Origin of the sequence: Mailhella massiliensis (assembly GCF_020741395.1) — a bacterium.
Lineage (GTDB): Bacteria > Desulfobacterota > Desulfovibrionia > Desulfovibrionales > Desulfovibrionaceae > Mailhella > Mailhella massiliensis_A.
This window is the reverse complement of record NZ_DYZA01000068.1, coordinates 16,229-28,730: the sequence shown is the minus strand read 5'-3', so window position 1 is coordinate 28,730 and position 12,502 is coordinate 16,229. Positions and strand designations below refer to the sequence as shown.

The 12,502-nt window shown below is 60.5% G+C and carries 8 protein-coding genes and 1 tRNA gene; 7 read left to right on the top strand and 2 right to left on the bottom strand.

Annotated features, from left to right (window positions below; genetic code table 11):
* The first annotated feature begins 149 nt into the window (after window positions 1–149).
* The gene (locus K8W16_RS03720) at window positions 150–674 is read left to right on the top strand and encodes a transposase (RefSeq protein ID WP_304121255.1); all 525 of its coding nucleotides are present in this window, start codon (window positions 150–152) and stop codon (window positions 672–674) included.
* Between the two features lie 90 nt (window positions 675–764).
* Complete coding sequence (locus K8W16_RS03715; protein WP_304121254.1) at window positions 765–2,063, top strand: OmpP1/FadL family transporter; 1,299 nt, start codon at window positions 765–767, stop codon at window positions 2,061–2,063.
* A 320-nt stretch (window positions 2,064–2,383) separates the two neighbouring features.
* Here K8W16_RS03715 and K8W16_RS03710 read toward each other — a convergent pair whose 3' ends face one another.
* The gene (locus K8W16_RS03710) at window positions 2,384–3,130 is read right to left on the bottom strand and encodes a hypothetical protein (protein WP_304121253.1); all 747 of its coding nucleotides are present in this window, start codon (window positions 3,128–3,130) and stop codon (window positions 2,384–2,386) included.
* Window positions 3,131–3,344: 214 nt separating this feature from the next.
* Window positions 3,345–3,431 (bottom strand) — tRNA-Leu (locus K8W16_RS03705).
* Window positions 3,432–3,860: 429 nt separating this feature from the next.
* Between K8W16_RS03705 and K8W16_RS03700 the strand changes: the two genes are divergently transcribed.
* The 5 genes from K8W16_RS03700 (at window position 3,861) to K8W16_RS03680 (ending at window position 12,406) form a co-directional block, all read left to right on the top strand.
* Complete coding sequence (locus tag K8W16_RS03700; protein ID WP_304121252.1) at window positions 3,861–4,682, top strand: hemolysin family protein; 822 nt, start codon at window positions 3,861–3,863, stop codon at window positions 4,680–4,682.
* 355 nt (window positions 4,683–5,037) lie between these two features.
* Window positions 5,038–8,295, top strand: coding sequence for a carbamoyl-phosphate synthase large subunit (carB, locus tag K8W16_RS03695; RefSeq protein WP_304121251.1), 3,258 nt, complete (start codon window positions 5,038–5,040; stop codon window positions 8,293–8,295).
* Window positions 8,292–9,431, top strand: coding sequence for a glutamine-hydrolyzing carbamoyl-phosphate synthase small subunit (carA, locus tag K8W16_RS03690; RefSeq protein ID WP_304121250.1), 1,140 nt, complete (start codon window positions 8,292–8,294; stop codon window positions 9,429–9,431). The genes carB and carA overlap by 4 nt, the downstream gene beginning before the upstream one ends.
* Before the next feature lie 338 nt (window positions 9,432–9,769).
* Complete coding sequence (locus K8W16_RS03685; protein WP_304121249.1) at window positions 9,770–11,275, top strand: helicase HerA-like domain-containing protein; 1,506 nt, start codon at window positions 9,770–9,772, stop codon at window positions 11,273–11,275.
* A gap of 51 nt (window positions 11,276–11,326) precedes the next feature.
* Complete coding sequence (locus tag K8W16_RS03680; protein ID WP_304121248.1) at window positions 11,327–12,406, top strand: Xaa-Pro peptidase family protein; 1,080 nt, start codon at window positions 11,327–11,329, stop codon at window positions 12,404–12,406.
* Window positions 12,407–12,502: the final 96 nt, after the last annotated feature.

Below are 12,502 nucleotides of genomic sequence, written 5' to 3'. Positions count from 1 at the left end.
GCCCGGCACTCCCGGGCTGTCAACAATTTTTTTTCGCGCCTCAAAAAATTTTTTCCGCTCCCCCTTATCCGTAAATAACTACTTGCTGACTTCCCTTACCTTTTATGCTAAACTTTTCACCAACGTATCTCGTATATGGGTTTAACATCATGAAATTCTGGGAAATATCCGATTCTTTCTGGGAAGCCGTCAAACCGCTCATCCCCGAAACCGTCCGCGATCCTGAGAAAGTGTACCAGCGCATTTCCGGCGGTGGACGCAAGCCCCTCGATCAGCGCAAGGTCTTTTCGGCCATTATCTATGTCCTGAAAACCGGCACACAGTGGAAGTCTCTCCCCAAGGAGCTCTACGGCAGCCCGAGTTCCATACACGCCTACTTCAAAAAATGGGAAGCCCAGGGCTTTTTCAGCGAACTCTGGAAGAAGGGGCTTGCAGAATTCGAAGAAATGAAGGGTATTGCGTGGGAGTGGACGCTGGATACCACGCGCGGGGCAAAGCCCGCCGCACAGGGTGCGGGCAAGGGCGGCGCAAGCCTTCCGGACGGCCACGCGGGGCCCGACGCCCCGGAGGAATACCGCATCTGGCGGCCCGTCATCAGCCGCCGCAGCCGCGAACGCGCCAAGGCCCTTTGCGACAAGGCCACGGCTTTATTTACGGATACATTCAAATCTTGATTTAACTTATCAAGACGGCCTATCGTTCATCATATGGTTTCCGGCCGTGCCGGCCCGCCTTTTTTGCATCTCGGCAGCAGGAGTTATGTGATGAACCGTTTTTCCATGCGTGCGCGTGCCCTTTGCGCGCTCTGCCTGTTTGTTTCCCTTTCTTTCCTCCTTCCTTCGGGCAAAGCCTTTGCTGAAGGTTTCGCCATCATGGAGAACAGCGCCAGGGGCATGAGCCTTGCCGGCGGCCTCATCGCCCGCGGAGGCGACGCCTCCACGCTGGCCTACAACCCTGCGGCCATGACGCTCCTCGACGGGACGCAGATGCAGGCCAACCTCGCCGTATCGCAGTTCTACTGGGGCGTGGATACGAGAGACTTCGAGGGCAACGACACGGGCAACTACCACAGCGCCCATCAGACCTGGCCCATCCCCGCCTTCTACATCACCCATCAAGTCAACGACAGGCTGTGGTTCGGCCTGGCATCCTATACCCGTTTCGGCCTGGGCGTGAAGTACCCCAATGAATGGCCCGGCGGCTACAACCTGCAGAGCGTGCAGCTCATCACCAATTCCCTCAATCCCAGCATCGCCTACAAGATCAACGACCATCTCTCCGTGGCCGCCGGTGTGGAAATGATGAGCGCATCCATGCAGATGCGCAAGAATCTCAATCAGAACGCCATGATTTCGGGATTCGGACTTGGCGACCTCGGCGACGTGAACATCAACGGGCACGGCGTTTCCTTCGGCGGCAATGTGGCCCTGCACGCGAAAATCAACGATCAGTGGTCCCTCGGCCTCACCTACCGCGCGCCCATGAGCCTCAAGGTCAGCGGCAAAACGCGCTACGACAGGCAGCTTGCCCAGCTCAACCCTGCCTTCAATATGATCCAGAATTCCCGCCTGCGCGGCACGCTTCACCTGCCCGACTCCATCGGATTCGGCGTAGCCTATAAGCCGCTGGAGAACCTGAGCTTTGAAGCGGACGCCGTGTATACGCTCTGGAGCCGCTTCCGCGACTTCAACATGTATATGAAGGATCCGGTGAACGCCTGGCAGAACACCGACAGGCACTGGAGAAACAGCTGGACCCTCGGCCTTTCCGCCGAATACAAGCCCGTGGACTGGATGGCCCTGCGCCTCGGCTTCATGTATGAAACCTCGCCCATGAACCTCGGCAACGCCGACTACATGGTGCCTTCCAACGGCAGGAACTACTACACCGCCGGCGTAGGCTTCTTCTACGGGAACTGGACCTTCGACCTTGCCTACATGTACATTCACAACCATGTGCTCGATTACACGGATGCCGCCAGCATCGAAAGCGGCGTCGTGCCCGGGCATACCACGCACCCCCATGCCCACAATTTCGGCATAGGCATCGGCTATAAATTCTGAAAATCCGTGCATGATGTACAAAAGGGAAGACCGCGCTATGGTCTTCCCTTTTTTCTTCCCCGAAAAACCGCCTCTTTCAGCGCTCCGGCACGGCCCAAGCGAACAATGCCGTTTTCCCCGGAAACCGGAACGCAGGTTTCCGTCCCAAGCCGCCTCTGTCTTAAAAAAGCAGGCTGCTCCACGGCCGCCCACCCGGAAACAGGGAGGCTGTTCCAAACGCAGAGGCAGGAGCAACGAACTCTGAACAGTCCGTTCCCGCCGACCTTCTCCGCCCCTTACCCGAGGGAAGAGGAACCGTCATCCTCTTCCGGCGCTGCGGCTTACTCTTTCCACTGCTTTTCCAGCTCTTCGGCAAAGGCCTTCAGCTTTTCCGGGGCGTAGAAGTTGACGAAGCGCAAAGGCACGGTGGCCACGGCCCCGAAGCTGCCGCCTTCCTTCATCTCAAAAAATAAAAGCACCACATCCCAGGGCGCGAAGTAACGCGAGCCGTCGGGGGTCTCCAGCCCCTCGCGGGCAAGCGCAAAGCAGAAGGCGGAAAAGCGCTCCGCCCCTGTGCGGTACAGGCCGGAAATCATGGCGCAGCGGCCTTCGTGTTCCGCATATTCGTCGGCAAAGGAACGGTACAGCCCCTCCATCTGCTCTTCGGTATAGGGAGGCTCAAGCTTCATGAGGGAATCGCAGAAGGGCAGGCAGTAATCCCGGGCGCAGAACATATCCGTCCATTTTTCATTCCAGGAAGGAGAAGAAGACTGTACGGCCTTTTCCTCCGCCATGCCGATGAAGGGCCGCAGGCTGCCTTCCTTTTCAAAAAGATGCTCGGGAAAGACCGTGAAATTATACCCGTCTTCCTCTTCTCTCAGGAAAAGCCTCACCCTTTCCCGGGGCTGGAACATCCCCTCCACCCCGTCAAAGGCCACGGCCTGCGCCGTGAGCGGGTAGCGGCCCCACAGGCTGCGCCGCAACGGCCCCAGCAGGGAATACGGCCCCAGAGTTCCATAAAATGCGGCAATCTCCTCTGCGGAAAATTCCTCGCCTTCCTTCACATTTTCCCAGCCGTTGAACGCCATGGCCTTCCTGCCTTTGTTATGGTTGCGTGCCCTTTGCCCCGGCATGGTACAAAAAAGAGAAACAGGAGAAAAGCCCGCCGCGCGCTCCCCGTAACGACGCTCCCGCCGGGAAAGAAAGGGCTTCAGGCCCCGCGCCTTTCATCCCCATCCTCAAAGAAGCCAAAGCTCCTCAGGCACAAAAAAAGCACCCGCAAAAGCAGGCGCTTGAAATATCTGGTACCGGAAGTGGGACTTGAACCCACAAGGCATTGCTGCCGGCGGATTTTGAGTCCGCTGCGTTTACCAATTCCACCATTCCGGCACAAAAGCATCTATATAGATTTCGAGGCGCAAGGTCAACCGTGCTCCCCTCATCCTGAGGAGAGGAGGCGGAAAAAAGGTTCCCGGCCCGCGCCGCGTCTTGCCTTTTTGGTCTGAACAAGCTAACCTGACCATCAAAATCTGGATCTGACATGAACGACACCTGCCCGACGACCGCTCAAAGCAACGACAGCCCTCTCCCTTCCCAGGAAGATTCCGGCTGCCAGCCTTCCGACGTTCCCCTGAGAAGGGCCGACGCACGGGTGCGTTTCTGTTTCCAGGGCCATGCCCTTTTTGCGGCGGCCTGCGTATGTTTTTCCGTCATTGTGCCCGATGTGCGGGCTTTCCCGAGCCGGAGCCGGACTTCCCGGCCCTTGCCCTGCGGCATGGCATGTTTCCCGGCCTGAACTTTCTATCAAGGAGTATCGTCTTGGACGGCGAATCCCACAGTAGCGTGTGGTCGAAACTTGGTTCTTTCTTTTCCGGCAAATCCTCGGAAGATCATCTGGAACAGGCTATCCGCGAAGCCCGTGAAGAAGGCGAGCTCAAAGCGGAAGAAGGCTCCATGCTGCTTTCCATCCTCTCCCTGGACGAGCTCCAGGTACAGGATATCATGACGCCCCGCACGGATATCGACTGCCTGCCTTCCGGCACGACCATCCTTGAAGCGGCAGGAGCCATTGTGGAAACAGGCCATTCCCGCCTGCCCATATACAAGGAAACTCGCGACAACATCATCGGCATCGTGCACGCCAAGGACATGCTGAGCTCCCTCATGGAGGTCGAGCTTCAGACTTCCCCTGTGGACTCCATCATGAGCCAGCCCTTCTTCGTGCCCGAAACCAAGATAGCCAGCGAACTTCTGCAGGAATTCCGCAGCCGCAAGAACCATCTGGCCATTGTGGTGGACGAATACGGCGGCACTTCGGGCCTTGCCACCATCGAAGACCTTCTGGAAGTCATCGTAGGCGACATTGAAGACGAACACGACGCCCCCAAGGAAGAAGATATCCGCCCCCTGGAAGGCGGCAGCTACGAGCTTTCCGGCCGCGCCTACCTGGAGGAGCTGGAGGAACTCGGTATTCACCTGGAGTCCGACGAGGTGGACACCATAGGCGGCTACCTCAGCCTGGACGCGGGGCATGTGCCTCAGAAAGACGAGGAATTCCGCATCGGCGGCTGGATCTTCACCATCGCCGACGCCGACGCCAAGCAGATACATACCGTCATCGCCAGGCGGGAAGAAGAATAAGTCCGCAAAGGCCATGGGCGACAACCATGGCTTTTTTTATGCCCGTCGCGTGGCGGAGCGAGGAGGTATACACGCTTCGGGACACATGCTTTCCCGCCAGGTGCAGCCTCGGAAAGATCACGGTACTCTTCGGCCTATCCCCCTCCCTGGAACCGTCCCGCAGCTGCAGCAATCTCACCACAGGCTTCAAAGTCTCCCCGTCCGTTCCCCGGCCCTGCCGCATGGAGAGCAGAAAAAGCCTGCGCGATGCGCAAAGTATCCGGGCGCTTTCGGCGCAGCATGAAAGCACGGCGCTTGATTATCTCGGGGCATTGTGTAATCATACGCAAGTTTAAACCCACTTTAGGAGCGGAATATGCCTAAGCGTACAGACCTTAAGCGCATTATGGTCATAGGTTCGGGCCCGATCGTCATCGGCCAGGCCTGTGAATTCGACTATTCCGGTACCCAGGCCGTGAAGGCCCTCAAGGAAGAAGGGTACGAAGTCATCCTTGTCAATTCCAACCCGGCTACCATCATGACCGACCCCGGTCTTGCCGACCGGACCTATATCGAACCCATCGAACCTGACACTGTGGCCGCCATAGTCCGCAAGGAGCGGCCCGACGCCATTCTGCCTACGCTGGGCGGCCAGACCGGCCTGAACACTGCTCTTGCCCTCGAAAAGATGGGCGTGCTCGCGGAGTGCGGCGTGGAACTCATCGGCGCCAACGCCAAAGTCATTGAAAAGGCGGAAAGCCGCGAGCTGTTCCGCGCCGCCATGGAGAACATCGGCATCAAGGTGCCGCGCAGCGAAATCGCCCGCAACATGGAGGACGTGCGCCGCATCGCCTCGGAAATGCCCTTCCCGCTCATCATCCGTCCGGCCTTTACCCTGGGCGGCTCCGGCGGCGGCGTGGCCTACAACCAGGAAGACCTGGAAGAAATCGCCGCAGGCGGGCTCGACGCCTCCATCACCAGCGAAGTGCTGGTGGAACAGTCGGTGCTCGGCTGGAAGGAAATCGAAATGGAAGTCATGCGCGACCGCAAGGACAACTGCGTGATCGTGTGCTCCATCGAAAACCTCGACCCCATGGGCGTACATACCGGCGACTCCATCACCGTAGCCCCGGTGCAGACGCTCACCGACGTGGAATATCAGAAGATCCGCGATGCCTCCATCGCCATCATGCGCGAAATCGGCGTGGAGACCGGCGGCTCCAATGTGCAGTTCGGCCTGAATCCTGAAAACGGCGAGCTGGTCGTCATTGAGATGAACCCCCGCGTGTCCCGCTCCTCCGCGCTGGCATCCAAGGCTACCGGCTTCCCCATTGCCAAAATCGCGGCCAAGCTGGCCATAGGCTACACGCTGGACGAGATTCCCAACGATATCACCCGCGAGACCATGGCCAGCTTCGAGCCTGCCATTGACTACTGCGTGGTGAAAATCCCCCGCTTCACCTTTGAAAAGTTTGCCGGCGCCAAAGATGAGCTCACCACCTCCATGAAGAGCGTGGGCGAAACCATGGCCATAGGCCGCACGTTTAAAGAAGCACTGCAGAAGGGCCTGCGCTCCCTGGAAATCGGCGCTCCGGGCCTCGGAAGCCGTTTCCGCGATGCCCTGCCCTCTATGGATGCCATCATGGCCAAACTGCGTACTCCCAATTCCAGGCGCATCTTCGCCCTGCGGCAGGCCCTTCTCGCAGGCATGAGCGTGGAAGAAATTCACGCCGTCACAGCCATTGACCCGTGGTTTCTGCGCCAGATACGCGATATCGTGAAAATGGAAGGGGACCTCAGGGACTTCGCCCTCGGCAACTCCATGACTCCGGACAACCCGGAACTTGTCCGCCTTCTGCGCCGCGCCAAGGAATTCGGCTTCTCCGACAGGCAGCTCGCCGAAATGTGGAAGCGCCCGGAAAGCGACGTTGCCGCCCTGCGCAAGGCCACGGGCACGGAACCTGTGTACTACCTTGTGGACACCTGCGCCGCCGAGTTCGAGGCCTACACGCCCTATTTCTACTCCACCTATGAGACCGGCCGCGAGCTCGACGTGCACGACCGCAAGAAGGTCATCATCCTCGGCGGCGGCCCCAACCGCATAGGCCAGGGCATCGAGTTCGACTACTGCTGCTGCCATGCCTCCTTCGCCCTGCGCGACGAGGGCGTGGAAGCGATCATGGTCAACTCCAACCCCGAAACCGTGTCCACCGACTACGACACCTCCGACCGCCTGTACTTCGAGCCGCTCACCTTTGAAGACGTGATGCATATCGTGGAAACGGAAAAGCCCGACGGCGTCATCGTGCAGTTCGGCGGGCAGACGCCGCTGAACCTCGCCGTGCCGCTCCAGCGCGCGGGCGTACCCATCATGGGCACCAGCCCCGACGCCATTGACCGCGCCGAAGACCGCGAACGCTTCCAGGCCCTCATCCAGAAGCTGAACCTCCTTCAGCCTCAGAACGGCACCTGCATCTCGCTGGACGTGGCCAAGGAAGAAGCCGCGCGCATAGGCTACCCCATCATCGTGCGCCCGAGCTATGTGCTCGGCGGCCGCGCCATGATGGTATGCTACGGCCCGGACGACCTCGACGACTACTTCCACAACGTGGTGGGCACGGACACTCCCGAGCACCCCATCCTCATCGACCAGTTCCTTGAGAACGCCATTGAAGTGGACGTGGACGCCCTGGCCGACGGCAAGGAGGTGTATGTGGCGGGCATCATGGAACATATCGAAGCCGCAGGTATCCATTCCGGCGACTCGGCCTGCTCCCTGCCTCCCTACTCCCTGCCCGAGGCAATTGTGGAAGAAATCAGCCGCCAGACCATAGCTCTTGCCAAGGAGCTGCGCGTGGTCGGCCTCATGAACATCCAGTTCGCCGTGAAGGACGGCAGGATCTTCATCCTTGAAGTGAACCCCCGCGCCTCGCGCACCGCCCCCTTCGTGTCCAAGGCCACGGGCGTGCCCCTGCCCCGCCTTGCCACGCAGATCATGCTGGGCAAGACCCTCGCCGAACTCGACCCCTGGTCCATGCGCAGGACGGGCTATGTCTGCGTGAAGGAAGCCGTGTTCCCCTTCAAGCGCTTCCCCGGCGTGGATATTCTGCTCGGACCGGAAATGCGCTCCACCGGCGAAGTCATGGGCGTGGCCTGCACCTTCGACGAAGCCTTCCTGAAGAGCCAGCTCGGCGCGGGCCAGACCCTGCCTTCCTACGGCAAGGTGTTCATTTCCGTGAACGACCGCGACAAGGAATTCGTGGTTCCCATCGCCAGGTCCTATGCGGACCTCGGCTTCGAGCTTCTCGCCACGCACGGCACGGCAAAGCTCCTCAAGGAAGCCGGGCTGGAGGTCAAGCCCGTGCTCAAAGTGCATGAAGGCCGCCCGAACATTGTGGATATGATTAAAAACGGCGAAGTGGCCATGGTCATCAACACCGCTTCCGGCAAGCGCACCACCCACGATTCCCGGGCCATACGCCAGACCACGCTGCACTACGGCGTGTCCTTTACCACCACGATTTCCGGCGCCCGCGCCATAGCCCGCGCCATCCAGCATCAGCAGAACAAGGCCCTCCGCGTGGAGTGCATCCAGGACTACTATGCCGGAGCGATCAAAGGAGAACACGCATGAAAGCTCTGCTCGCCCTCGAAGACGGCTTCACCCTTGAAGGCGAATCCTTCACCGGCCCCATCGAACTGACCGGCGGCGAAGTCATTTTCAATACCGCCATGGCCGGATATCAGGAACTGCTCACCGACCCGTCCTACGCGGGCCAGATGGTGTGCCTCACCTATCCGCTCATCGGCAACTACGGCATCAACCCCGACGACATGGAATCGGAAAAGGTGCACATGTCGGCCCTCATCGTCAAGGAATGCTGCAAGGAGCCTTCCAACTGGCGCGCTACGGAAAGCCTGCCCGACTTTCTCATGCGTCAGGGCGTGCCGGGCATCGAAGGTATCGACACACGCGCCCTCACCCTGCACCTGCGCAAGAACGGCGCCATGCGCGGCTGCATCTCCACCAGCATCCTCGACCCTGAAGAACTGGTGAAAAAGGCGCAGGAACTGCCCTCCATGGAAGGGCAGAACCTCGTCACCCGCGTGGCTCCCGCCGCCCCCTACCGCTGGGACGACGCCGCGGGCCGCCCCGCGCCCGTGACTCTGAACGCCGACGGCTCCTACGACTGGCCGCAGGGCAAGGCCCTCAACATCGTGGTGTACGACTTCGGCATCAAGTGGAACATCCTGCGCCTTCTCGCCGCGCAGGACATGGAACTTCTCGTGGTTCCGCCCTCCTTCACCTGTGAACAGGTGAAGGCCGCAGCCCCCGACGGCGTGTTCCTCTCCAACGGCCCCGGCGACCCCGCCACCCTGAAACCCGAAATCGCGGAAATCGCCAAAATGGCGGAAATCTTCCCCATAGGCGCAATCTGCCTCGGGCATCAGCTTCTCGGCCACGCCCTCGGCGGCACCACCACCAAACTGAAATTCGGCCATCACGGCGTAAACCACCCGGTCAAGAACCTGCTCACCGGCCGCATCGAGATTTCCTCCCAGAACCACGGCTTCTGCGTCATTCCGCCCGAAGGCGTGGAAAAGGTGTATGTGAACCTCAACGACGGCACGCTGGAAGGCTTCCGCCATCCTGAAAAGCCCATCATGACGGTGCAGCATCACCCCGAAGCGGCCGCCGGCCCCACCGACAGCCGCACCTTCTTCACCGACTTCAAGGAGATGGTGCTGAAGTCCAAGGCCGGGAAATAAACCTTCCCGGGCATGTTCCCTGACATGACGCGGGCGGGGCGCAACAGTGCGCCCCGCCCGCCTTTTTCATGCAGAAACTCCCGGAAAGGGACGCAGGTAAAAAAGTCCCGGGGCAGGCGGCAAAGCCACGGCAGGAAGAAAGGAATCTGCCCCTGCGGGAACAATTGGCTTTCAGAAAAAAAAGCCTTATCCTCCATGCTGAGATGATTCCCGGGAACGCCCTTCTCCTTGATTCCGCGCCTATGCCCACCCTGCCGACAGGACGCGCCTTCGCGGAAAAGCCGCCATGGGGCAAGCTCCGGCAACAGCACGGCCATGCCGCCGCAGAGGACAACACCATGCTCACTTCCGATAAGCGCCTTTTCATCGCCGCCGCCGAAAACCCCGTCACTCTTGAGGCCGACGGGCGGGCACTTTGCCTGGAAGCGCGCATGGCCAGCCGCCACGGGCTCATCACCGGGGCCACAGGCACGGGCAAGACCATTTCCCTTCAGACTATGGCGGAGAGCTTCAGCGCCATGGGCGTTCCCGTGCTGCTTACCGACATAAAGGGCGACCTTTCCGCCATGAGCCGCCCCGGAGAACCCGGCGGCAGCGTCGCTGCGCGTATCAAGGAGCTGGGGCTCCGTACCCTGGGATACGAGAACAGGGCCTACCCCGTCTCTTTCTGGGATGTGGCGGGAGAGCAGGGAACACCGCTTCGCGCCACCATAAGCGACATGGGGCCCGCCCTCCTTTCCCGGCTGCTGAACCTCAACGAAGTCCAAAGCGGCATACTGCACATCGTGTTCCGCATAGCGGACGAAAGCGGCCTTCTGCTTCTTGACCTCAAGGATCTCAGGGCCATGATCACCCATGTGGCGGAAAACCGCAGCGAATACGCCTCCGCCTACGGGCATATTTCCCCGGCCAGCATGGGAGCCATACAGCGCGGCCTCCTGCGCCTGGAAGAGGAAGGCGCAGGCGCGTTCTTCGGCGAGCCGGCCCTGAATATCGAAGATCTTTTCCGTACCGACCTTGAAGGCAGGGGCTATGTCAACATCATCGCCGCCGACAAGCTCATGCAGAAGCCGCGCCTCTATGCCTCCGTGCTGCTCTGGCTGCTTTCCGAGCTGTATGAACAGCTCCCGGAAAGGGGCAACGCCGAAAAGCCCCGCCTCGTTCTCATGTTCGACGAAGCCCACCTTCTCTTCGACGATATGCCGGAGGTGCTGCTGCAGAAGGTGGAGCAGGTGGTGCGCCTCATCCGTTCCCGGGGCGTAGGCGTGTATTTCATCACCCAGAATCCGGCGGACATTCCCGACAGCGTACTTTCCCAGCTCGGCAACCGCGTGCAGCATGCCCTTCGGGCCTTCACACCCCGCGAGCAGAAGGCCGTGCGCGCCGCGGCCGAAACCTTCCGCCAAAATCCCGCTCTGGATACGGAAGAAATCATTTCCCTTCTCCGCACGGGCGAGGCACTCGTCTCCTTCCTCGACGAACACGGCGCGCCCGCCATGGTGGAACGCGCCCTCATCCTGCCGCCGGAAGGAGGCATCGGCGCCCTTTCCCCGGAAGAGAGGCGGCAGATCATCGAACGCTCTCCCATGCAGCGCCTGTACGGCACGCCCCTCGACAGGGAATCGGCCTACGAAAAACTCACCGCACAATTTCAGGAGCGTCGGCGCGACGATGAGGAAGAAGCCGGACAACGCTCAGGAAGGGAGCAGAGCAACCCTTGGAGCGACATTCTCGGCTCCGCCACAAGGCAGGTAGGCCGAACCGTGGGCAACGCCGTAGGCCGCGAGGTGGGCCGCGCCATACTGCGCGGGCTTCTCGGCGGCATTTTCGGCGGCAGGCGCTGAACCAGAAACACCCCGCCTGCTCTTCGCGGGGCACACATATTGAGGATAGCCATGAACAAAGAGACCTTTGCCCTGCGCAGGGAAAAACTGCGCCGCCTCATGCATGAACAAGGGCTGGACGCGCTGCTCGTCAGCCAGAGCGCCAACCGCTTCTACCTTTCCGGCTTTGAGCTGCACGACTGCCAGTGCAACGAAAGCTACGGCTGCCTCATCATCATGAAGGACGGCAAGGACTGGCTGTGCACCGATTCGCGCTATGAGGAGGCTGCGGCAAAACTCTGGGACAGGGAAAGGATATTCATTTACCGCTCCGCCTCCTCTGAGGAGCTCAACGGACTTCTGAAAAAGCTGTGCGGCGCTTCCGGCGTCATCGGCATTGAGGAGGAACACCTGTCCCGTGCCTATACGAGGAGACTGGAGCCGGGCCTTTCGCTTCAGGGCGCAGACGGGCTGGTGGAACAGCTGCGCGAGATCAAGGATGAAGAGGAAATACGCCTCATCGCCGAATCGGTGGCGCTCAACCACCGCATGCTCGCATGGCTCCCCTCCGTGCTTGTGCCCGGGCAGGACGAAGGCTCCGTATCCTGGGCCATAGAAAAATTCTACCGCGAGCACGGCGCGTCGGAGCTGAGCTTCCCCTCCATCGTGGCCATGAACGCCAACGCCGCACTCCCCCACTATGCACCGGAGCAGCCCTCCGTGTTCACGGACAACTGCATGGTGCTGGTGGATGAGGGCTGCCGCCTGCACCACTACTGTTCCGACCAGACGCGTACCTACTGGATAGGGAACAGGCCGGAACCTCGCTTCACGGAAATGCTGGAGCGCGTGCAGGAAGCTCAGCGCCGCGCCATTGCCGCCCTGGGCCCCGGCGTCACGGGCAGGGAGGTGCATCAAATCGCCGTAGATTACTTTACCTCCTGCGGCATGGAACGCTACTTCACCCATTCCCTGGGGCACGGCGTAGGCCTTGAGACACACGAAGGCCCTCGCCTCAGCGTGTTCAACACCAAGGCCCTCAGGCCCGGCATGGTAGTCACCATCGAGCCGGGGCTGTATTTCCCCGGCTGGGGCGGTGCGCGCTGGGAATACATGGCCGTCATCACCGAAGACGGCTGCCGTGTGTTCTAAGAATATGTCCCCCCCGCATGCGCTCTCCCCTTGGAAGAGACTCACGACGTTCCCCAACAATTATCAACCGGCTGTCCTGACTTTCAGGCAGATTCC

What these genes read in the sequence shown, in the direction of transcription:
- K8W16_RS03720 (WP_304121255.1), top strand. Translation starts at nt 150, where the DNA reads ATGAAATTCTGGGAAATATCCGATTCTTTCTGGGAAGCCGTCAAACCG.
- K8W16_RS03715 (WP_304121254.1), top strand. Translation starts at nt 765, where the DNA reads ATGAACCGTTTTTCCATGCGTGCGCGTGCCCTTTGCGCGCTCTGCCTG.
- K8W16_RS03710 (WP_304121253.1), bottom strand. Translation starts at nt 3,130, where the DNA reads ATGGCGTTCAACGGCTGGGAAAATGTGAAGGAAGGCGAGGAATTTTCC.
- carB (WP_304121251.1), top strand. Translation starts at nt 5,038, where the DNA reads ATGCCTAAGCGTACAGACCTTAAGCGCATTATGGTCATAGGTTCGGGC.
- carA (WP_304121250.1), top strand. Translation starts at nt 8,292, where the DNA reads ATGAAAGCTCTGCTCGCCCTCGAAGACGGCTTCACCCTTGAAGGCGAA.
- K8W16_RS03685 (WP_304121249.1), top strand. Translation starts at nt 9,770, where the DNA reads ATGCTCACTTCCGATAAGCGCCTTTTCATCGCCGCCGCCGAAAACCCC.
- K8W16_RS03680 (WP_304121248.1), top strand. Translation starts at nt 11,327, where the DNA reads ATGAACAAAGAGACCTTTGCCCTGCGCAGGGAAAAACTGCGCCGCCTC.